At 40.1% G+C, this 22,227-nt stretch carries 19 protein-coding genes and 1 pseudogene; 3 read left to right on the forward strand and 17 right to left on the reverse strand.

The genetic code is table 11. The features are described from left to right. Positions 1–17: 17 nt before the first annotated feature. From LG329_RS05460 to pxpB, 10 genes and pseudogenes are all read right to left on the reverse strand, one after another. Positions 18–782 (reverse strand): carbon-nitrogen family hydrolase, encoded by a 765-nt coding sequence (locus tag LG329_RS05460; RefSeq protein WP_404456415.1) that lies wholly within the window; start codon positions 780–782, stop codon positions 18–20. A 95-nt stretch (positions 783–877) separates the two neighbouring features. After that, the gene (locus LG329_RS05465) at positions 878–1,234 is read right to left on the reverse strand and encodes a DUF779 domain-containing protein (RefSeq protein ID WP_404454360.1); all 357 of its coding nucleotides are present in this window, start codon (positions 1,232–1,234) and stop codon (positions 878–880) included. Positions 1,235–1,591: 357 nt separating this feature from the next. Further along, complete coding sequence (gene adh, locus LG329_RS05470; RefSeq protein WP_404454363.1) at positions 1,592–3,112, reverse strand: aldehyde dehydrogenase; 1,521 nt, start codon at positions 3,110–3,112, stop codon at positions 1,592–1,594. An 868-nt stretch (positions 3,113–3,980) separates the two neighbouring features. Further along, positions 3,981–4,163, reverse strand: coding sequence for a cold-shock protein (locus tag LG329_RS05475; RefSeq protein WP_404454365.1), 183 nt, complete (start codon positions 4,161–4,163; stop codon positions 3,981–3,983). A gap of 126 nt (positions 4,164–4,289) precedes the next feature. After that, positions 4,290–5,042, reverse strand: a complete 753-nt coding sequence (locus tag LG329_RS05480; RefSeq protein ID WP_404454367.1) for a Cof-type HAD-IIB family hydrolase — start codon at positions 5,040–5,042, stop codon at positions 4,290–4,292. 18 nt (positions 5,043–5,060) lie between these two features. Next, positions 5,061–6,236, reverse strand: a pseudogene (locus tag LG329_RS05485) (MDR family MFS transporter). A gap of 72 nt (positions 6,237–6,308) precedes the next feature. Then, complete coding sequence (locus LG329_RS05490) at positions 6,309–6,794, reverse strand: DUF1648 domain-containing protein (protein WP_404454370.1); 486 nt, start codon at positions 6,792–6,794, stop codon at positions 6,309–6,311. 24 nt (positions 6,795–6,818) lie between these two features. Next, entirely contained in the window at positions 6,819–7,763 is a 945-nt protein-coding gene (locus LG329_RS05495) for a biotin-dependent carboxyltransferase family protein (protein ID WP_404454373.1), read from the reverse strand. 350 nt (positions 7,764–8,113) lie between these two features. Further along, positions 8,114–8,860: a LamB/YcsF family protein gene (locus LG329_RS05500; protein WP_404456418.1), complete on the reverse strand. Its 747-nt coding sequence runs from the start codon at positions 8,858–8,860 to the stop codon at positions 8,114–8,116. 3 nt (positions 8,861–8,863) lie between these two features. Beyond that, positions 8,864–9,595: a 5-oxoprolinase subunit PxpB gene (gene pxpB / locus LG329_RS05505; protein WP_404456421.1), complete on the reverse strand. Its 732-nt coding sequence runs from the start codon at positions 9,593–9,595 to the stop codon at positions 8,864–8,866. Positions 9,596–9,734: 139 nt separating this feature from the next. Between pxpB and LG329_RS05510 the strand changes: the two genes are divergently transcribed. Then, positions 9,735–11,381, forward strand: coding sequence for an SLC13 family permease (locus tag LG329_RS05510; protein ID WP_404454376.1), 1,647 nt, complete (start codon positions 9,735–9,737; stop codon positions 11,379–11,381). 321 nt (positions 11,382–11,702) lie between these two features. On the opposite strand, the gene LG329_RS05515 is transcribed toward LG329_RS05510, so the two are convergent. Next, on the reverse strand, positions 11,703–12,881 hold the full coding sequence (locus LG329_RS05515) for an MFS transporter (protein WP_404454379.1): 1,179 nt from the start codon (positions 12,879–12,881) through the stop codon (positions 11,703–11,705). Between the two features lie 23 nt (positions 12,882–12,904). After that, the gene (locus tag LG329_RS05520) at positions 12,905–14,098 is read right to left on the reverse strand and encodes a CynX/NimT family MFS transporter (RefSeq protein WP_404454381.1); all 1,194 of its coding nucleotides are present in this window, start codon (positions 14,096–14,098) and stop codon (positions 12,905–12,907) included. Positions 14,099–14,296: 198 nt separating this feature from the next. Here LG329_RS05520 and LG329_RS05525 point away from each other — a divergent pair, with 198 nt between their 5' ends. Both LG329_RS05525 and LG329_RS05530 read left to right on the forward strand, forming a co-directional pair. Next, positions 14,297–16,336 (forward strand): methyl-accepting chemotaxis protein, encoded by a 2,040-nt coding sequence (locus tag LG329_RS05525; RefSeq protein ID WP_404454383.1) that lies wholly within the window; start codon positions 14,297–14,299, stop codon positions 16,334–16,336. 95 nt (positions 16,337–16,431) lie between these two features. Beyond that, positions 16,432–17,121, forward strand: coding sequence for an aspartate/glutamate racemase family protein (locus tag LG329_RS05530; protein ID WP_404454385.1), 690 nt, complete (start codon positions 16,432–16,434; stop codon positions 17,119–17,121). A gap of 229 nt (positions 17,122–17,350) precedes the next feature. Here the strand turns inward: LG329_RS05530 and LG329_RS05535 are convergent, their stop codons facing one another. From LG329_RS05535 to LG329_RS05555, 5 genes are all read right to left on the reverse strand, one after another. Further along, positions 17,351–18,301 carry an agmatinase family protein gene (locus LG329_RS05535; protein WP_404454388.1) on the reverse strand — a complete coding sequence of 317 codons (951 nt, stop codon included), beginning with the start codon at positions 18,299–18,301 and terminating at the stop codon, positions 17,351–17,353. 126 nt (positions 18,302–18,427) lie between these two features. Continuing rightward, complete coding sequence (putP, locus tag LG329_RS05540) at positions 18,428–19,939, reverse strand: sodium/proline symporter PutP (RefSeq protein ID WP_404454391.1); 1,512 nt, start codon at positions 19,937–19,939, stop codon at positions 18,428–18,430. 513 nt (positions 19,940–20,452) lie between these two features. After that, positions 20,453–20,548, reverse strand: coding sequence for a putative holin-like toxin (locus LG329_RS05545; protein ID WP_404454394.1), 96 nt, complete (start codon positions 20,546–20,548; stop codon positions 20,453–20,455). Positions 20,549–20,797: 249 nt separating this feature from the next. After that, positions 20,798–21,577: an enoyl-ACP reductase FabI gene (gene fabI, locus LG329_RS05550; protein WP_404454397.1), complete on the reverse strand. Its 780-nt coding sequence runs from the start codon at positions 21,575–21,577 to the stop codon at positions 20,798–20,800. Positions 21,578–21,788: 211 nt separating this feature from the next. Further along, entirely contained in the window at positions 21,789–22,157 is a 369-nt protein-coding gene (locus LG329_RS05555) for a hypothetical protein (RefSeq protein ID WP_404454400.1), read from the reverse strand. Between the last annotated feature and the right edge of the window lie 70 nt (positions 22,158–22,227).

Below are 22,227 nucleotides of genomic sequence, written 5' to 3' on the forward strand. Positions count from 1 at the left end.
GATTATTACCTTACCTGTTAATACCTCTCATCTCTCCGATCACGAAAAACGGGAATTCTCTTCCTCACTTCATCAACCAGCTCAAAATCTATTTCACCAATAACTATTTCTTCCGTTTCTCCACCTTCTGCTACAACCTCACCCCAGGGATCAATTATTAAGGACATGCCTCCAAATTCATTTTTGGGATCTGATCCGATTCGATTACAAGCTATGACATAGCACTGATTTTCAATGGCCCTAGCCTGCAATAGGACCTTCCAATGATTTATCCGCGGTTTAGGCCATTCCGCAACAACATACATGACCTTTGCTCCGTTTAAAGCAGACTTTCGCATCCATTCAGGGAATCGAATGTCATAGCAAATAAACGCCGCAGAGTCGGCACCAGCTAATTCAAATTCCGCTTCGTCAGTCCCTTCTTCTAAATAATTGTGTTCGTCCATTAATTGAAATAAGTGTAGTTTACTATATTTGTGGACTAGTTTTCCTTTGTTATCTATAACTAGTAAAGTATTCCGTACACCATCCTCACATTTTTCAGCAACAGATCCCCCTACTAAACTCACATCATACTTTTTCGCTTGCTCTTGTATAAATGCAATCGACTTCTTAGCTTGATCATCCGCAATTTCATCAAGTCGGGTTAAATCATAACCAGTGGTCCATAGCTCTGGAAGTAGAATTATGTCAGCTCCGGATTTTACAGCTTTACCAATATATTCTGAAGCACGGCTGAAATTCGATTGAGGATCTCCATAGTTGATATCAAGTTGGATCATGGCAATCGTGTGTTTCAAAAAAATCCCTCCTAATGAATAAGAAAAAATCACCAACAAAGTACTATATGAGTTGATGATTTTTTCCTATTATAAATCTATTTAGCTAACTCTGCACGTTCTTCTTCTGTGAAAACCCGTGATCTTGTCAAAAATCGTTTTCCTTCAGGTCCCTCAAGTGAAAACATCCCGCCACGACCATCTATTGCATCAACGATTATTTGCGTATGTTTCCAATACTCATATTGGTCTCTTGCCATGTAGAATGGTGTATCACCTATTTCTCCAAGCAAAACATCCGAATCACCGGTACGAAATTCACCTCTCGGATAACACATTGGTGAACTACCATCACAACAGCCTCCAGACTGATGAAACATTAAATCACCATGGGTTTCTTTTAACGTTTCAATGAGCTTTAATGCTTCATCAGTCACTGTAACTCGCTCAACCATTTTTCTCACTCCTTAAACCAAAATACGAAAAAATGGTTCATCACGTTCATTTACTTCCTCGTATGCCAAATCTCTTTACGACGTAACTTTAGATTTATTTCCAAAGACATGTGCTATTGCTGCCGTCCAGGATCGCTACGGGCGGATGCTTTCCGCGGGCACGGCCTCAGCCACCTCGAGAAAACCACTCTGCGGGGTCTTCGGACACGTGCTGTTCCCGCAGGAGTCACCGCCCTCCACTCACCTGGACTGGTAAGGCTATTTGCGTAAGAATTCTTTGTCATTTTTTTCAACTAATGAATGCTGTTATTGGCAACTATTATACCAGCTGCCCGCGGAAATCAACCGAGCCAAATTTTAAAATAATCCAGCAGCACCTTCACTGTAACTAATCAATAGATTCTTAGTTTGTTGATAATGGTCTAACATCATTAAGTGGTTTTCTCGACCAATACCTGATTTCTTGTAACCACCAAACGCTGCATGCGCCGGATATTGATGGTAGCAGTTAGTCCACACACGGCCTGCTTCAATTCCACGTCCAAAACGATAAGCAGTATTAATATTACGTGTCCAAACACCTGCACCTAATCCATACAACGTATCGTTAGCGATTTCCATTGCTTCTTCTTTATCCTTAAATGTTGTCACAGACAGTACTGGACCGAAGATTTCTTCTTGGAAAATACGCATTTTATTGTTTCCTTTGAAAATAGTCGGTTCAACGTAATAACCGTTTTCCATATCCCCATCTAATTTATTGGTGCTTCCACCAACAAGAACATCAGCACCTTCTTGCTTTCCGATATCTAGGTACGATTGAATTTTTTCTAATTGTTCTTGTGAAGCCTGTGCACCCATCATTGTATCTGTATCAAGTGGATGCCCAATCTTAATTTGTTTTACCCGTTCAACAGCCCGCTGGATAAATTCGTCGTAAATCGATTCATGGATTAACGCACGAGATGGACAAGTACATACTTCTCCCTGGTTAAGAGCAAACATGACAAGGCCTTCAATTGCTTTATCCAAAAATCCGTCATCCGCGTCCATAACATCTTCAAAGAAAATGTTCGGTGATTTCCCACCAAGCTCTAGTGTTACTGGGATAATATTTTCAGAAGCATATTGCATAATTAAGCGCCCGGTAGTTGTTTCACCAGTAAATGCAATTTTAGAAATTCGACTGTTGGATGCCAAAGGTTTTCCTGCTTCCACACCAAATCCATTAACAATATTAAGTGCCCCTGCTGGAAGTAGATCTTTAATAAGATCCAACAATACATGAATTGATGCTGGTGTTTGCTCAGCAGGCTTTAACACCACACAGTTTCCTGCTGCAAGTGCAGGTGCTAATTTCCATGTAGCCATCAAGATTGGAAAGTTCCATGGAATAATTTGTCCAACTACACCTAATGGTTCATGAAAATGATAGGCAACTGTATCATCGTCAATTTGACTGAGTCCGCCTTCTTGGGCGCGAATTGCTCCAGCAAAATACCGGAAATGATCTATTGCTAGAGGAATATCGGCAGCCAATGTCTCGCGAACTGCCTTACCATTATCCCATGTTTCTGCTACAGCTAGCGTTTCCAGATTTTCTTCCATTCTATCGGCAATTTTATTTAAAATATTAGCACGTTCCGCAACCGAGGTTTTGCCCCATTTTTCTGCTGCTGCGTGACCTGCATCTACTGCTGCTTCTACATCTTCTTTTGTCGATCTAGCAATCTCACAAAAGACCTTGCCTGTTACAGGACTTACATTCTCAAAATACTTTCCATTTACAGGAGCTCTATATTCTCCCCCTATGAAGTTATCATAACGATCTTTGAATGTTACCTTTGCCCCGTCTGTGTTTGGATTTGCATACTGCATTCTATACATTCCTCCTCGTATTATTGCAATCGCTTACATATATAATGTTGAGTTTGTCTAAGGCGTAACCTCTTCATTGATTATATCAATTAATCATGAATTGTTGCAACTATTAGACTTTTCATTTATCTTATTATTAAGTTGGGCTCTTTTCGTACGCATTGTTGCTATTTCATCTGCATAGTTGATATATATTGCGACGTAATGCTGGTTGATTTCCGCTGCGGGGTCTTCAGACTCGTGCTGTTCCCGCAGGAGTCAACGGTCATCCGCTCCAATCAACTGCCATAAGGAGCTATATAGCACTGCTTTCAGACACCATGTTTGCGGAGGAAAAACACGGAGACTCCTGCGGGAAAGCGAAGTGATGAGACCCCGCAGTGAGCGTTCTTTGCGATCGAGGAGGCTCAGCGCAAGCCCGCGGAAAGCGTAGTGATTTTTCCGTAGCGGTCGCAGGGCACTGAACATAATTTTTGGTTACTTCGCAGTTTATATCCAGAGTTGCATGTTACGTCGCAATATATATCTATTCCCCCAAAAGCAACAATCTTTGCGAAAACAGCCTTTAGTAAAGATTATTGTTTTAAGTTATTTAATGCCGCAGTGGAAATATACTTCTATACAGCTACATTTTTTCAACTTATAGAAATCGACCTTAAATAAAAAAACCTCAGCCAAATGACTAAGGTTTTTCTAAAGCTATTCGCTTGTTGATCATGCATCCTTCTGCTTGAAAATATATAAAAAAGATGCCAAATCAGACATCCCAATCAAAAATATATAAACATAAAAAAAAAGCAGTAATTCATCCTACTTGATACAAGCAATTAATAGCTCTTACTACTGGGTATGCCTTGATTTAAGCGACTTATTTTAATTCAGGTAGCATACGTGTTTCCTTTTCCATTGAAGACTTACAAAGTGGACATTTTGGCTCTTCTTCAAAGCTAAATGACTCCCTCATCCACCCTTGACACTCTTCACTAGAACAAGTCCACACATGTGTTTCTATTTCAGGTAGTGGCTCTTTAGGACCGCGAGAAAAAGACATCAACAAAACCCCTTTCGTCTTACTTCCTTATATTATACTCCTTTTTTGCACACAATGAAAGCTACTGACAAATATAGAAGGAATTCGACAAAAAAGTAAGGCAAAAGGAAAGGATTCAGCCGAGGATCAATCTAATACAAACCGTTCGATTGCTTTTGCAACACCGTCATCATCATTTGTATCGGTTTCAAAGTCTGCTGCTTTCTTAATTGCTTCCTGTCCATTGCCCATAGCAATTCCTAGTCCAGACTGTTGAATCATTTTCATATCATTCAAGCTGTCTCCTGCCGCCATTACCTCATCCATGGTGATACCCAGTTTTTCACAAACCTTACTTAAGGCACTACCTTTATGTACGCCTTTTGGGTTAACTTCTACATTGTGTGGTTGTGAATTAGTTAACTCCAATTCATCAAAATAAGATAGTTCCTGCATGAATTTCTCCAAATTACTTGGAAAATGTGAGTCAAACCCAACTTTCAACCATTCATGCTTTGAAAATTCATTTGGACGCTCCCCACGCCAAACAGCATCAGTAGCAATCATCCAGCATCCCATATCATATCTTTTACCAAGGTCCCACAATTTTTCCATTAAGACCGGATCAACTGTATGGCGCTCGATCAGTTCTTTTTCCATCGTCCAGATTTCTCCACCATTACTTGTCACAAGATAAGACTGTAATCCAAGAGATTCTGCATATGGATAGCATGAGCCCAACCAACGACCAGTGCTAATTACAACATGCACACCTTTTTCCATTGCTTGTTGAATTGCCTTGTGCGTACGTTCTGTTACCTTTTCATCGCTTGTTAACAATGTTCCATCCATATCGAGTGCAATAAGCTTAATCTGCTTTTCTAACTTGTTCATACTCATTCTCCTTCATCTATTTATTTAGGAAGCCTCTTCTTCAATTAGTTTGCGGTCATACAAATGTGTCGTGAAATATGGGATAACCAACAATCCTAATAAAAGGAAAAACAACAATTGAATATTGTATAAATCTACAATCAACCCACCAAGTAGTGGACCAATCATTCGTCCAGCAGCACCAACACTATTCACAATTCCTTGGTAAAAGCCTGCACGTCCTTTTGGTGCCAGTTCATTAGCCAGCGTCGGAATGGCAGGCCACATAATCATTTCGCCGATAGTTAAAATCACCATTGAAACTGCAAATAAAGTAAATGCTTCCGCAAACATAGTTATAGCAAATGCTATTATTATAATCGAATTTCCAATATAAATTTGTTTTTTCGTAGATGTAACCCGATCTGTAATTAATTTTAACAGAGGTTGACCTAAAACGATAAGGAAACCATTGATTGCCCAAAGCATACTATATTGCTCTAAACCAATTCCAACGTCTTGTGTATACGACGCAATAGTTGATTGCCATTGACTGTAAGCGATCCAGCAGATCAAAAATCCACCACATAAAATGATTAGTGCTGTAAACGCTGATTTATTTTTAATGCCCTTATTCTGCTTTAAAATAGTCGTATGCATTTGACGGTCCCGCTCTTTATCCATCCCTTTAAACGTTGTTAGGACAAGGACTAGAAACACCGCAAATAACACTGCGTTCGCGATGAAAATATAATTAAACGAGATACTCGCAATATACCCACCAATGGATGCACCAAGCGCTACACCAAGGTTCTGTGCAACATATACCGCATTAAAAGCACGTCTTTCACCTTCTGGCCATACAGAACCAGCCATTGCGAACATTACTGGCCATGTCATGCCTGCACCAAATCCAATTAAAACCAGCAAAATCGAATAGGGAACAATACTATGGTAAAACGACATCGTAACAGACGCTGCTAAAGCAATCGACATTCCAATCATGATGGTCCGGAATGCACTTAATTTATCAAACAACATTCCACCAATCATGTTCCCCGCAATCGATGCTCACTGATTAAACATCAAAATAAACCCCGCAAAAGCCAAACTTTTGCCGAGTTCATTGTGCATATAAATGGTATTCAGTGGCCACAAAAATGAAGCTCCTGTAACGTTAATCGTAGTTGCTATCGCTAATAGCCATATGTATTTCGGCATTACTGTCATCTCTCTTTACCCGTATCTTCATTCAAGTTATTTTAAACTATTTCGGGTGACTAAGCAATAGTATTATTTTAGGCGACTTAGTTTAACCATGAAGAAGATTAGTGTAACAAGATAAACCCCCATCACAATAGGAAAAAATAGAAATCCAAGTGCCATACCTCCCATTGCGGATTCCACCCCTGCAATGCAAAGAAGAATCATAGTTTCCAGGTTAAACAAGCTCATATAATATTGGGCTACAGGGTATATACGTGGTGCATTTTCCTCTGTAATTGTAACCGTGTAGTTAAATGTATGTGGAGCTTTACTGACATAATATAAAGGGATGTAGGTGATAATTGCAATAAACGGAAAGATTAAAATTGAATTTTTCCCACCCCATCCATCCGCTTCGCCAGCCATGTTAAAATGAGTTGGAATCCTGTCAGGTAAACTGGGGTAGATAATGGCAATATAAATGATTGTGCCTAATAATACTAATACAGATAATAGGTTAATAAAGGATACCTTTTTACTTTTAACAAAGTCCACTTTTGGATGATTGTTCATTTAGAATCACCTCGCTGCTATCTATTACGAATTACCACGATAAAAGGTTTCCAGTTTATGCAAAGTAGCTTCCATTTGTTTGGCTTTAGTTTGCGCTTCTTCAACAGAAATGGGATAAAAATTTATCTTACTGTTAGGGACCAGCTGCGCAATTTTAGGCAAATCAGATGACATGACAGTACCAACCCTTGGGTATCCACCAGTCGTTTGACGATCAGCCATTAAGATAATTGGCTGTCCATTACCGGGGATTTGGATACCACCAAATGGGACTGGATCCGACCAAACTCCTTGTTGACCCGGGGATATTCTCTGTTCTGACTTTAATCGGTAGCCCATACGATTTGAGTTGGAATTTACCGTGAAGGTGGTACGGTAAAATTTCTGTAGCTCTTCTTTTGAAAAGTTGTTTGTATGCGGCCCTTCTATCACACCTATTTGCACTTCATTCCCATACGTAGGAATTAACTTTTCATCTAAAGAAATACCACCTTTTACAGATGTTTTCCTACCGTAAAGCGCAGTATCTTTCTCCAGTTCAATCCCTAACCCACTATTTCGATCCGTTGATTTACTACCGAAAAATGCAGGCACATCAAACCCACCAGCTACAGCGATATAAGCACGCATGCCAGATTGACGTTTGCCGAATTCAAGCTTGTCGCCCGGATTCATATGGACCGACTTCCATATTGGAATAGATTCGTTATTAATGGTTGGCGATAAACCTGCACCCGTGATAGCTATAGTGATTGGAGCTTTAGCCTCAAGCGTTGGGCCAATCAACGTTACCTCGAGCGCCGCTTCATCACGCATATTACCAACTAATATGTTGGCAACCTGCAAAGCAAACGTATCCATCGCCCCGCTAACAGGAACACCAAATCGCTGGTAGCCGGATCTACCCAAATCCTGGAATGTAGTTAAAACACCCGGCTTTATAACTTGAAAAATTTTAAGGCTTTGCATAGGCTCACCTCCGATTATGTATATTTGTTTGGTTTGGCTCGATAGTTTTGGTGCTGTCGATCGGTTATGCGTGGAGCCCGATCGGTTGTGTGCCGAGTTTGATCGCTTATGTGCGGGGCTCGATCGGTTGGTCGCCGGGTTCGATCGATTGTTTTTATTTTCGATCGATTATGCGCAGAGTTCGATCGGCAATGCAAAAACTATCGATCAACTTAAATTCTCTCCTGAGTTTGGCGCGTTCTCTCCCGACTAAGTTGTCCTCTCGCCCGAGTTAATTATGCTCTCTCCCAAGTTTGTTGCTCTGTCTCCCGACTACAGCCCAATCTCTCCCGACCAACCATTTTATTTTTTTATAAAATTGCCCTTACATCAATTTTCCCTTGTTCCAACGCAGCACGCAACTCCTTAGCAAAATCAACCGCATGGGCGCCGTCCCCGTGAACACAAATGGTATCAGCTTTAATAGGCACCTGCGCACCATCCGTCGCCTCAACATAGCCTTTTTCAATCATGGTTGTAACCTGTTTTATTGCTCCATCAGCACTATCAACCATTGCATTAGCTTCACTCCTTGGTGTTAACGCCCCGTCAGATTGATAGGTTCGATCAGCAAATACCTCGGATGCCGTATGAAGTCCTGCTTGACGACCAGCTGAAATCAAAGCGCCTCCTGCCAGTCCATATAAAAGTAACTGAGGGTTAATATCGTAAACAGCTCTTGCAATTGCGGCCGCCACATCAGAGTCCTTAGCTGCTAAATTGTACAATGCTCCATGCGGTTTTACGTGCTGCATGTCCACACCATGGACCTTACAAAACGCTGCAAGCCCACCAATTTGATAGACCATCGAACGATAGATCTCGTCTGGTGAAAGCTGTAGCATGCGACGACCAAATCCGGCAATGTCAGGAAATCCGGGATGCGCCCCCACTGTTACGCCATATTTTTTTGCCAAACGTACGGTAGTATCCATCACATTCGGATCTCCAGCATGTGCTCCGCAAGCGATATTCACTGATGTAACATGCTGCATTAACGCTTCATCTGCGCCAAATCCTTCTCCCATATCACAATTCAAATCAACGGTTTTCCTCATCATTTATTCACCACCATTCAACATTTCAACTTGTGGTTCATATGTCCCCTCTTCAACCTGTTCCTTAATTATTAAAAACTCCTCATTAGAAACCTCATCAAATTTTACATAGTCACCAGCACGAAATAAAAACGCATTTTCTTTTTTCTTTTCAAATAATAAAACCGGCGTTCGCCCGATGATATTCCAACCACCAGGTGACGCAAGCGGATAGATACCAGTTTGCTGGTCTGCAATACCTACAGAACCAGCAATAATTTTGTCTCGTGGATTATCTAAACGTGGTGTAGCGATTTCATGTACCATCCCTCCTAGGTAAGGAAATCCTGGTAAGAATCCAAGCATATAAACCAGGTACTTTTTCTCCTGGTGCAGCTTTATCACATCTGATTCTGAACAGTTATTGTGTTTAGAAACCCTACCTAGATCTGGTCCGTATTCAGCACCGTACGTTACCGGAATGTGAACTAACCGGATTGGCTGGCTATCCACCTCGACTACCCTATCATGCAACTTTGTTATTTCATCTACTATTTCTGCATATGTAATTTTGCGAAAGTCATAATATATACCGACAGAATCATAGGCAGGAACCCACTCTATCACTCCACTTATTGGAAATTCCGAAAGTTTTTGGCAAAAAAGCTGGATGGTCCTGTTCAGTTCCGGTGTTACCTCATGATAAAACTCTACCTTTGCCCCACTATCTCCAAGTGGCTGTATGGAAATATTCATCTTCACATCCCACTCCTCTTAGGAAAATAATAGCATAATATTTCATCAATTACATGCAAGCGCTAACAGCTATTTGTTGTCGAATTCTCTTAAAATTTGTATAATAGACAAATCTCTAACCAAACAAAGGAGGAAAACTATGATTGCAGCAACATGGAATTGGTTATGGGACAAACATGATGAAGCGAAGGATTTGTTAAGCTTTTTCGTTCGTCCAAACGCATCAAATTTGAGTAAAGATAAGACTAAATCAGGAGCCGATTCTTCAGGTGGAAACGGCGGCGATGGAAATAAACGGAGTTATAAGCCCGCACAGCTAGTTGGACTTTTTCTAGGACCTATTCTATTCATTTTAACATTAACGGTTTTTTCACCTGAAGGATTGTCAAGTGATGGAAGAGCAATTTTGGCTAGTACAATCTGGATTGCTGTATGGTGGATGACCGAAGCGATTCCAATCCCGGCTACGTCTTTACTACCAATTATTCTATTCCCGCTCACTGGTGGCTTGGATGTTGAAGCAACAACTTCCTCTTATGGCGATGACACCATTTTTCTATTTATGGGTGGATTTATGATTGCACTTGCAATGGAAAAATGGAATCTGCATAAACGAATTGCACTTACAATCATCGAGATCATTGGAACGAATACAGAGCGTATTATTTTAGGATTCATGGTTGCAACTGGTTTTCTATCGATGTGGATCTCCAACACTGCAACAGCTATGATGATGGTACCAATCGGTCTAGCAATCATTTATCAAGTATCTGAAGCATTAAAAGACGACGACTCGATAGATACATCGAAAGAAAACTTTGGTTTCGGTAAAGCATTAATGCTGGGTATTGCGTATTCCGCATCACTTGGTGGAATCGGTACATTAATCGGAACGCCACCTAACACAATCCTAGCTGGTACAATCGACAAAATTTACGGGATAGAACTTTCTTTTGCAAAGTGGATGCTGTTTGGTGTTCCAATTGCATGGATTTTCATTATTATTGCATGGTTCTATTTGGTGAAAATTGCATACCCGCTTAAGGTTAAGGCACTTCCGGGTGGAAAAAAAGTAATTCATTCTGAGAAAAAGAAACTCGGTGCTCCTTCCTTTGAGGAAAAAGCAGTATTTGTCATCTTTATCCTGGCAGCACTTGCTTGGATTTTACGTTCATTTGTTTTAGAAGCAATTAATGAAAACATCAATGATGCAGTAATTGGACTTACAGCGTCACTTATTTTATTCATCATTCCTTCTATCAATAAAAAAGGAGACCATCTCTTAGATTGGAATACTGCAGTAAAGCTTCCGTGGGGTATTCTTTTACTATTCGGTGGTGGACTTGCAATCGCATCAGGATTTGTTGAGTCAGGTCTGTCAGAATGGATTGGAAATCAACTAACTGCTCTGCAAGGTGTAAGTACATTTGTAGTCATACTCGTCGTCGCGGCACTGGTTATTTTCTTAACGGAGATAACTTCCAATACAGCGACTGCATCCATGATGTATCCAATTATGGCATCTCTTGCACTTGCGTTAAATATTCACCCTTACTCTGTTATGATAGCTGCTGGTGTTGCTGCATCATGTGCATTCATGTTGCCGGTTGCAACCCCACCAAACGCAGTTGTATTCGGGTCAGGTTATTTAAGAATACCCGATATGGCCAGAGCAGGCTTTGCCTTAAACATCGTAGGCATTATTATCGTCACACTAGCCATTTACTTCTATCTTCCAGTGGCATGGGGAATCGATTTATCGAACCTGCCAGCGTCATTTAAATAGAGATCAAAACACGATGGATTGCAGTCCATCGTGTTTTTTTGTTCGTAATTAAGGCCCTTTTCATATGCGGCAATGTTGATTTCCGTGGGCAACACTTCAACCAAAACGCATACTAGCGAAGGAAATACACGTAGACTCCAGCGGGAAAAGCGAAGACGATGAGACCCCACAGTGAGCGTTTTTTGCGAGCGAGGAGGCTCAGCGCAAGCCCGCGGAAAGCGCAGTGTATTTCCGGAGCGGTATGTTAGGATGTCGCAGTTCATTATTTTGTGCCAAAAACAACAATCTTATAGAAAATAGCTAAAAAAAATAACGACAGGCTTATGCCCGTCGCTTGGTTACACCAGTTACAAAAATGATATAAAGGATCGGTATACTTCCTGCAACTATTACTAATCCAGTCCAACCTACCGCACTAAATATTGGTCCGAATGCAGTACTACCTAACGCAACTCCGACATAATAGGCAACAAGATATAAGCTTGACGCGCTCCCTTTATGATGTGTCGCTTGTTCACTGACTGATGCTGCAGTTAAGGAATGTGCCGTAAAGAATCCCAAACAGGTGATACATAGTCCAATAATCAGAACTACTAAAGAATTGCTTAATGTTAAAAAAATCCCGAATCCTAGAGTAATAATTCCTATGATCCGAACAATCCGTATGCCAAACTTCCCTGCTAGCCACCCTGCAAATGGTGAACCCACTACACCTAAACCGTACGCAAAAAAAGTATAGGAAATGATTTGTAAAGAAAGCGTGAAAGGTGGTCCCTCCAAATAAAAAGGGAGATAAGTCCATAAGCCTGTGAACGAAAATTGCAGAACAATTCCCAGGCCAAACACGAGTAATAAAGCAGGATTTTTTAAATGAAACAGAAAGCCTTCAATGTCACGTGAGAATGACAGATTACTAGCTTCAAATCGATTTGACCTCGGAAGCATCAGAAAAACAGCAACCAAGATGATGACACCAACAGATGCCAAGAAATAAAATGCGATTTCCCATGAATAATGGTCCGTAATGTACCCCGTTAGCACCCTGCCCAACATTCCTCCAAGTGCATTACTAGAGATATACAATGCCATCGCAACACTGACACTTCTTTTGTCAATTTCCTCACTAATGTATGCAAGGGATGCTGCTGGTAATCCTGCTAAGGCGAACCCCTGAATCAATCGTAAGACGAGTAGAAAAACGAAAGAGTCCACTAGTGGTATTAAGAAAAACGGAATAATAGATCCAACTAATGAAAACTTGATAAAAAACGTCCGACCGCTTCGATCTGATAAGAAACCCAGCACGATTAATCCAATAATCAAGCCAATAATCGTTAGCGATATAGATAAGCTGGACGTTGATACCGATACACCAAATTGACCAACAAATACTGGAAGAAGCGGCTGTACGGCATACATACTTGCAAATATAAAAAATGATGCCATTGCTAAACTCATGGTTATTTTCCAAAAGTAAAAATCCTTGATTGAATACTGCATATGCTCACATCCGTCTAACTTTATTAATCTAATACATATTTATTCCGCCCTGCACAATATCCAAAGATCGCAACCAGAACAGCTACCCCGATCAACGTTAAAAGCGGTACCGACCAGGCATGGGTTATATCAAACAAGAAGCCGATAAGCATCGGTCCAATTGCGGCCAGTGTATAGCCGAGCGATTGCGCCATCCCCGATAGCTCTGCTGCCTGCCGTGCTGTTCGTGCACGCATTCCTAAAAAAGCAAGTGCCAAGCTGAAGCTTCCACTCAATGCAATACCGATGCTAATAATACTAACAATCATGGTTGCATACGACTCACCGATTAATAAACCGGTGTATCCACCCATCGCAAATAACGTGAGTGTAACGACGATCAGACTCTGTGATTTGAATTTATTTGCTATGACAGGGACAAAGAAACTTGCTGGCAATCCAACAAATTGTGTAAACGAAAGCATCCAGCCAGCTGTTGCCATGCTCACACCATAGTCATGTAAAATTTCAGGTAACCACGAAACGGTTACGTAAAACATAAAAGACTGTAATCCCATAAAACATGCCACCTGCCATGCAAGTGGTGAACGCCACATTCGGTTATCAGAAGGCTGCACATATTTCATCTCAACCGATTTTTTTGATTGATCGCGCTTACTTAGATAGATCCAAATAATAATCCCAATCACAGCTGGAATTGTCCAAAACAGTAACGCAAGCTGCCAGCCCCAGTCTGCACCACGTGCTAACGGAATACTAAGCCCCGAGGCAGTTGCCGCAAAGATTCCCATCGCAGTCGAGTATAAACTTGTCATCAGGGCAACTTTTGCAGGGAACTTTTCCTTAATTACTCCTGGTAACAAGACATTACAAATAGCAATCCCGAGACCGATAAAAACAGTCCCAGCGAAAAGTAGTATTAACGCAGAAATAGACCGAACCATCACCCCAATTAATAATAAAATGAGTCCAATTAATAAAGCCCGCTCATTACTATACTTATTTCCAAGTCTGGGGGCTAGTGGTGACATAACTGCAAACGCAATTAATGGTAGACTCGTTAAAAGTCCCGCACTCCAGTTTGATAAACCAATATCATCACGAATAATGCCAATCACTGGTCCCACTGAGGTGATCGCAGGACGTAGGTTAAATGCCACAAAAATAATACCTATAACCAATAAAACACTATAAAATCGCTTTGAATCATTCGTCATTAAAATCCCAACATCCTTTAAACCCTAAATAATATCTATCATCTAATATAGCATATCTGTATGTTTGACCAATAACAAAGGGTTCTGGCAAAATCATTTTACTTCAAGCAAAAAAACACTACTTTGTTACTACATATTTCGACAAATTTTTCCGATAAGAATGAGAGGACAGATATTTCCAGTCGAAAGGTGATAATAATGAAACTAAAAAAGAATAAGCAAAGTAAGAAACTTAATAAACGGCACAAGGGATCCCTGCAGCGTCAAATTCTAGTGCCCTTCTTACTATTAATAATTATTGCAGGTGCCTTGATTGCGTATACTAGCTATAAATTTAGTTCAAATGCAATGATAGACCAAATGTCAAACAGTGTGGAAAGCCAGACAGCAAATTTAAATGATACGTTTGATGTGTTTTTTTCCAATACAGAGAGCGTAATTAATCGCTTTGTAGAAAACGACTTATTCACTACATATAAACCTGATAAACGCACTGAACTACTTGACTATCTTGGGGAAACGAGAGAAGCAAACCCTACAATAGCTAATGTATACGCTGGTATTCGAAAAACGGGAGAAACCATTATTTATCCAGAAGCGGACCTTGGTAATGATTTCGATCCACGCTCCAGCTCATGGTATAAAAAAGCGGCAGATGCTAAGGGTGAGGTTATCTGGACCAAGCCTTACATTGATAATGCAACAAAACAAATGATTGTAACAGCCGCGAAAGCATTTTATAATAATGGACAACTCGTTGGCGTTACAGGCGCTGATATATATGTTGATACCTTAATTGAGATGACCAATAAAATAAAAGTAGGAAAGTCCGGATTTGCGTTAATCATTGACCGAAGCGGTAATTTTATTGCACATCCTGACGAAACCTTAATTGGAACCAGCGCAGAGCAACAACCATATTTTAAGGAACTGCAAAGCAGTAGTGACAATGGCATTATCGAATACCAAGCAGACGGCGGTAACCGAATCTTAGGCTATACGACAAACGAGAAAACTGGTTGGGTAGTTGGGGAAACTGTTTTTGAAAAAGATTTTCAAGAACAAGCAAGAACTATTATGCTACCTATCGCAATCACACTATTAATCGTTATTGCAATTGCTATTGCAGTTTCCTTTATCTCAACAAAACGTATCACGAAACCAATCAAGGAACTTCAATCAACAATGAAAGAAGTGGAAAATGGAGACCTTCTGGCAAAATCGAATATTAACGCAAAAAATGAAATTGGCGTATTGGCGCAAAGCTTTGAAAACATGCTTCACCAAATGCGTACAATGATGGTCAATATCAAAGATGTATCATTTAACGTTTCTGAAGCGTCACAAACACTGGTTGCAAGTGCTGAAGAAAATACAGCTTCATCAAATGAAGTGGCAACAACGATGGAGCAAATCGCAACTGGTGCTGGCGAACAATCTGAAATGATGGAACAGAACGCAGTCGCTACAGAAAAATTATCAAACTTGATTAAAGAAATTGAGTCGTATAATCAAAAGGTTTTTGACGAGGCAAAAGTCATGAATGAGATATCCGAAAAAGGCTCAGGCATTGTTAAGCTTCTCCACAAACAATCGACAGAAACAGGTGAAATGACATCTGAAGTGGTTAAAGCGATTCAATCCCTTGATACGAAGTCGACTAACATCAATGATATCGTAACGAAAATTGCTGATATTGCCAGTCAGACAAATTTATTAGCATTAAACGCAGCAATTGAAGCGGCACGTGCAGGTGAAAATGGCCGTGGCTTTGCGGTGGTAGCCGATGAAGTACGTAAACTTGCCGAACAATCCGAGAGTGCTTTGGGCGATATTTCCGTTTTAATAGAAGAAATGCAAGTCGAGACCAAGAACACAGTTTCCCTTGTAGGCAAAACCAATGACGTGATTCAAACACAATCCATGTCAGTTGATCAGACCGAACAAGCATTTACAAACATTCAGGATACCATTAAGACAAATAACGAATTGATTGAAAGAGTCATGGAAACCATGAAAACAATCATCAATCAGGAACATATCATTTCCAAGAACACACAAAATATCGCATCGATCAGTCAGGAAACTGCTGCAGGAACTGAAGAAATATCTGCATCTATTGAACAACAAACCGCTTCAATGGAACAATTAAATCACCTGGCAGAAGAACTGGAAGACTATTCGATGCAAATGCAAGAACAAGTAAACAAATTTAAAATTGATGAGAATGCAAAATAACTTTTTATGCCATGCGTGGATTTTTTCTACGTGTGGTTTTTTTATTAGACGATTTTTGAGAAGAGGTCTACAATAGCTTTGAGAGGAGGATCAGCATGAAAACTATAGGACTAATCGGTGGCATGAGCTGGGAGTCGTCCCTTGAGTACTACCGTATAATTAATAAAAAAATAAGCAATCAGGTTGGTGGACTATCATCTGCAGAGTGTATGTTGTACAGTTTAAATTTTGCAGAAATAGAACTCCTCCAACGGAATAATGAATGGGAAAAGGCCGCAGCAATCTTAAGTGATATCGCGAAAAAACTGGAATCTGCTGGTGCTGATTGTGTGTTAATATGCACGAACACGATGCACAAAATTGCCGGTCAAGTTCAGGAATCACTTAACGTTCCACTCATCCATATCGGCGATACAACTGCTGAAGCTATATGTGAGGACAAAATATCAAAAATAGGATTACTCGGAACACGCTATACAATGGAAGAAGACTTTTACCACGAACGACTTGAAGAACGTGGAATTGATGTCGTTACACCAGGTCAAGTTGCTCGGACCGAATTAAATCGAATTATATTTGAGGAACTTTGCCAAGGTGTGTTTTTACCTGAATCAAAAAAGAAGATCCAGGCCATGATAGAAGATCTGCGCTCGGAAGGTGCACAAGCAATTGTCTTAGGCTGCACGGAGATTCCTTTGATCATCAAACAAGAGGACAGTTCGTTACCTCTTTATAACACGATGGATATCCATGCTAGGAAAGCAGTTGAATTTGCTTTAGGGTGATGGTGAGGTTGGCAGCCAATGTCGACTGGGTGGAAATGCGAATGGCGGATATAAGTGTAGATTGGCGGTTATATTTTAAAATTAGCAGTTATATTTGCAGAACGGCGGTTATTTTATAAAATCGGCAGATATCCCCCTGGAACGGCGGATATAATAATAACGGGGTGCACCCACAAAAAAACAGGACAACCCCACCACAAAAGAGAGGTTGTCCACAACACCACTAAATTTATTTCTGTTCGTTTAAAATTCTCCCTGCTAACGCATACAAAACTACTGTGGATACGAAATGGGATGAATTATCATTTGAATCCTGTTGTGGATATACCTCCACATAATCCATTCCACGAATGCCTAGCTTCGAAAATTCATATACAAGCTCAACTAGTTCATACGAAGTTAATCCATTTCCATCGACTGGACCACCTGGATTGAACGCGAAATCCAGTACATCGCTACAAATGCTCAGATAAACAGCCTCTGTTCCTTTACTTGCAATACTGTATGCATCACGTGCCAATTCAACTAAATTTTTTGACTGCCTAACTTGACGAGCCGAAATCGTTGTCGCGCCTACTTCATCAGCATATCTTCCAGTCTCCGGCTTGTTCCTGGGACCATGAATTCCCATATGCACGATACTTTCATTCCGAACGCTTTCGCTCTCATAAATCCGGTGGAATGGTGTGCTTCTTGCAAATAAATCCCCTTCATAATCTGGATGATTGTCATAGTGAGCATCCAAGTGAATAATACCTACTTGTCCATCAATTTCTTCACTCAGCGCCTTTACGATTGGGTATGTAATCCCATGATCCCCACCAAAAGCTACAGGAAACTTATCTGTTTGCCAAACCTTACCTGCAAACTTTTCAATCCGACGCATGGTCTCCCGTGTGTCAGCCGGAACAACATCTACATCACCTAAATCTCCAAATTTATAATGCTCTTTTACATCAATATGGTTTAATTCTGGTAAATAACCCGAATAGCGTGCTGAATTCAGACGAATTACTTTAGGACCAAGCTCACATCCCGTATAATTCCCCCATGTCACAGATCCTTCCCATGGAACACCATAAATCAACACATCACGGTCATTTGTACTGTCATCCTCAAGGAAAACTTTTTTTCCTCCCAAATAACAAGGTGTATTTCCGTAAATCATTTCCTGTCTCATATACGATCACTCCTAGCTTATATTTATATTCTTCCCCTATTGTCGCAAAAAACACAATTCTGTACAATTTTTTATGTAAAAATACCCATTAGCCAGCAACACTGGCCAATGGGTAAATTTTTAAAATCAATCTGCAATTGCTTGATTATATTCTGCCTCTACTTCAGGATGTGCTTTACCCATCAAGCTGACAATCCAGATAACCAGACAAGAAAGTACGAAGCCTGGTACAAGAGAATACAAACCTTCTACGCCAAGCGCTGCGGAAATGGAAGGGAAAACCTCCCATAAGATAACCGTTATTCCTCCGACAAGCATTCCAAATAAAACACCTAAGCCCGTCGTACGTCTCCACCATAGTGCAAAAATAACAGGTGGACCAAACACGGATCCAAATCCAGCCCATGCGTATGCAACAATTCCTAATACGCTTTGACTACCACTAGATGCTAATGCAAGTGCAATTCCCGCAATAACAACAGTAGCTATACGTCCTACCCACATTAATTCTTTTTGTGAAGAATTTTTACGGAAGAATGGTTTATAGAAATCCTCCGCTAATGCACTACACGCCACAACCAATTGTGAATCCATTGTGCTCATGATTGCTGCCAATACTGCTGCTAATAAGAAACCTGCAACCCATGGATTAAATACTACCTGAATCAATCGAATAAACACTTGTTCTGGATCATCTAATGGAACATCAAAGTATGCGATTCCTGCAAGAGCCACAAAAATTGCGCCTAATAAAGATATACCAATCCAGATCATTGCAATCATTCGAGCCTTAGGAACATCCTTTGCACTGCGAATTCCCATAAATCTAGCAATAATATGTGGTTGACCAGGATAACCTAATCCCCAGGCCAACAAGGAAATAATCGTTATAAATGTGGCTGTTCCTGCACTTTGCCAAAAAACACCTTCCCCAAAATCAGAAGTCACATTTCTTGTTACATACAACAAATCAGGATTTATCGAAGAAAGCTTGGTCCATAAACCTGAAAGCCCACCTAAATGTCCCCAAATGATATAAATTGGAGCGATAATTAATGCTAAGAACATAAGTGATCCCTGAATGAAATCTGTATAACTCGCTGCGAGGAATCCACCTAGGAATGTATATGCTATAACAACAATTGCACCAATCCATAAGCCTTGTGTAAATGTCATTCCATCAAATATGGCAACAAACAATTTACCACTTGCTACAAGACCTGAAGCAACATAAATCATGTAAAAAATGAGAATAAAAAGTGCGGAAACAACTCGTAATGAATGACTTTTATCGCGAAAACGGTTTTCAAAAAACTCTGGTAAGGTTACGGAGTCATTTGAAACTTCTGTATACCGGCGTAAACGTTTAGCGATAAACTGCCAGTTCAAGTAAGCACCTACAGCTAATCCAACACCAATCCACAGTCCACTAATACCTGATGCATAAACTGCACCCGGAAGTCCTAATAATAGCCAACCACTAAAGTCACTCGCCTGAGCGGACAGTGCCGCTACCCATGGGTTTAAACTTCTACCACCAAGTATGTAATCCGAAAGTGTACTTGTTTTACTGTATGTCCACAATCCAATTACCAGCATACCAATACAATATACCGAAAAAGTAATAATGGCTTCCATTGTCTAATCACGTCCCCTTTCTATTAAAAAAGTAATTACCCCAATAATCATACATGCCGTAATTGGAACATACAGCCAAAACCATGAAACAAATGGTAATGAGTCCATACTTTCTACCTCCTACTTTTTGATGATATTATCATTGTTCCAAATAGTATAACAAATCCAAACATTTAAACAAAGTATTATCTGAATCTTCCAGTTCATCTGCAGGCTTTTTCTTCTATTAGTCAAGCCCTTATTGTTCAGCATACGATGTGAATTCTTTGAATATGAATAAAAAAAAGCCGCTATCCGTCCGAAAACGGTGCGACTAAAGATTCAATGACCTTTTAAAATATATGTGTAATTCTTTTCATTCGGTGAGTTTGTGGTATACTATAGGTAGAAATGTGCATATAATATTTAGACCACAGCTGCAACTGTGGCCTATCGATAAGCGTTCCCCCAGGGGATCTGCTATCCAATCTGAATAGACCTCTCCCAATCAACAATGAGGGTTAATAGGGAGGTCTATTTTTTATTGATCATTTTTTCAACGAGAGTTAACAAACCGGTCAAAAACGTACCAAATGCAAACACAATCATAAACACCTCGAAAATGCTCAAAGGCATCACCCCCTTTTAAAACGCTGCTAGGGCTAGCCGACCACTCCTAAAAGAACCTTATCTACCAGTTATTATAGCACAATAGATAGTATATAAACCAGAAAATGCGAACAAATGTTTGTGATTAAATCTAAATACAAATTCTTGCTGAGCCTTTTGGCATATAAGAAAAACCTTGGCTTATCGCTAAAACCTTAAGTACTAAAAAACGATATGCATAAATTTCTGCATATCGTTTCTCTACTATTATTAAGATCCAGCGATAATATGAAAGCCTGAATCGACATGTAGTACTTCTCCAGTAACTCCACGTGCCATTTCACTAAGTAAGAATAACGTCGCATCGCCAACCTGGTCTTGATCAATGTGACGACGTAATGGAGCTTTCTCCTCAATGATAGATAACTTATCATTAAATCCGGAAACACCTTTCGCAGATAAAGTTCTAACAGGACCTGCAGATACTGCATTCACACGAATTCCAGCTGGACCAACATCTTCAGCCAAGTAACGGACACTTGCTTCTAACGCGGCCTTCGCAACACCCATGACATTATAATTTTTCACTACTTTTTCCGCACCGAGATAGGTTTGTGTAACAATGCCCCCACCTTCTTTCATGAACTTACGCGCTTCTCTCGTAACCGCTACTAGCGAATAAGAGCTAATGTCCTGTGCCATTAAATAACCTTTACGAGATGTTTCAACAAAATCGCCATTTAAATCATCACGATCGGCAAACGCAACCGAATGCACAACACCGTGAATCACGCCTACTTTCTCACCAATTTCCTTGAACGCTGCGGCAATGCTCGCGTCATCTGCAACATCACATGATACTAATTGGGAATTGTTTATGTCATTTTCGTTTAGTAGCTTCTCCAATTTCTTTTTCGAACGCTCCTGGCGATTCGTGAAAATCAAGTTCGCTCCAGCATTATGTAAGGACTTCGCAATACCCCATGCGATACTTCTGTTATTCGCCACACCCATGACAACAATATTCTTTCCGTTCATTAAACCGTTCATATATGTACCTCCATATAATTGAATTTGTCTATAATACATGCTTATGCTCTTATTGTAATGCATTTCATTATGTATGTGCAAAAGTTATTGGAATTAATAGGAGTTACTTAAAAGATTGACTGTAGCTCCTTTAATATCATTCAAAACTTTTAAGCACAGATAAAATGATAGAGGTCTGATTATTACCGGCAGAGCAACAAACTAATTATTATTATGAAACCAAAAACGACCTAAACGCCTCATCCAACTCTTCCATCCATTTTCTGTAGCTCGGCATCAATGTAAACTGTAGCACTTCTTGTACTTTCCCATATTCTTTCGATTCGTATGAACCGACAACATGATCCAACGCGTTTCTGACTTTGGTTGTTAATGCTTTACTATCATCAGATAAAATTTCATCTGGTAATTCTGATACAGAGTTCTCTATAGTTGAAAAAGCATAAACGATATCGCCAAATAAAGGAATTGTCTCTTCAAACTTACCTTCCTTTAGTAACTGCTGCATATGCTGCAATCCTTCATAGACTGTATCTAATAATTCTGCTGATTGTTTCATTACTTCTATTTGCTTTTCCATTTCAATTCCTCATTTCCTTATGAATTATTTGGTACAACCTTAAGAAGGAAAAAAACCCGTGGATATCGTT

Source organism: Virgibacillus necropolis, assembly GCF_044793635.1.
GTDB lineage: Bacteria > Bacillota > Bacilli > Bacillales > Amphibacillaceae > Virgibacillus_F > Virgibacillus_F necropolis_A.

Excerpts from the sequence above, each read along its gene's own strand:
- LG329_RS05500 (WP_404456418.1), bottom strand. The coding sequence starts at position 8,860 with ATGAGGAAAACCGTTGATTTGAATTGTGATATGGGAGAAGGATTTGGC.
- LG329_RS05555 (WP_404454400.1), bottom strand. The coding sequence starts at position 22,157 with ATGGAAAAGCAAATAGAAGTAATGAAACAATCAGCAGAATTATTAGAT.
- LG329_RS05460 (WP_404456415.1), bottom strand. The coding sequence starts at position 782 with ATGATCCAACTTGATATCAACTATGGAGATCCTCAATCGAATTTCAGC.
- LG329_RS05490 (WP_404454370.1), bottom strand. The coding sequence starts at position 6,794 with ATGAACAATCATCCAAAAGTGGACTTTGTTAAAAGTAAAAAGGTATCC.
- LG329_RS05530 (WP_404454385.1), top strand. The coding sequence starts at position 16,432 with ATGAAAACTATAGGACTAATCGGTGGCATGAGCTGGGAGTCGTCCCTT.
- LG329_RS05535 (WP_404454388.1), bottom strand. The coding sequence starts at position 18,301 with ATGAGACAGGAAATGATTTACGGAAATACACCTTGTTATTTGGGAGGA.
- LG329_RS05525 (WP_404454383.1), top strand. The coding sequence starts at position 14,297 with ATGAAACTAAAAAAGAATAAGCAAAGTAAGAAACTTAATAAACGGCAC.
- LG329_RS05510 (WP_404454376.1), top strand. The coding sequence starts at position 9,735 with ATGATTGCAGCAACATGGAATTGGTTATGGGACAAACATGATGAAGCG.
- LG329_RS05495 (WP_404454373.1), bottom strand. The coding sequence starts at position 7,763 with ATGCAAAGCCTTAAAATTTTTCAAGTTATAAAGCCGGGTGTTTTAACT.
- adh (WP_404454363.1), bottom strand. The coding sequence starts at position 3,112 with ATGCAGTATGCAAATCCAAACACAGACGGGGCAAAGGTAACATTCAAA.
- LG329_RS05515 (WP_404454379.1), bottom strand. The coding sequence starts at position 12,881 with ATGCAGTATTCAATCAAGGATTTTTACTTTTGGAAAATAACCATGAGT.
- LG329_RS05465 (WP_404454360.1), bottom strand. The coding sequence starts at position 1,234 with ATGGTTGAGCGAGTTACAGTGACTGATGAAGCATTAAAGCTCATTGAA.
- LG329_RS05480 (WP_404454367.1), bottom strand. The coding sequence starts at position 5,042 with ATGAGTATGAACAAGTTAGAAAAGCAGATTAAGCTTATTGCACTCGAT.
- pxpB (WP_404456421.1), bottom strand. The coding sequence starts at position 9,595 with ATGAATATTTCCATACAGCCACTTGGAGATAGTGGGGCAAAGGTAGAG.
- LG329_RS05520 (WP_404454381.1), bottom strand. The coding sequence starts at position 14,098 with ATGACGAATGATTCAAAGCGATTTTATAGTGTTTTATTGGTTATAGGT.
- putP (WP_404454391.1), bottom strand. The coding sequence starts at position 19,939 with ATGGAAGCCATTATTACTTTTTCGGTATATTGTATTGGTATGCTGGTA.
- fabI (WP_404454397.1), bottom strand. The coding sequence starts at position 21,577 with ATGAACGGTTTAATGAACGGAAAGAATATTGTTGTCATGGGTGTGGCG.
- LG329_RS05475 (WP_404454365.1), bottom strand. The coding sequence starts at position 4,163 with ATGTCTTTTTCTCGCGGTCCTAAAGAGCCACTACCTGAAATAGAAACA.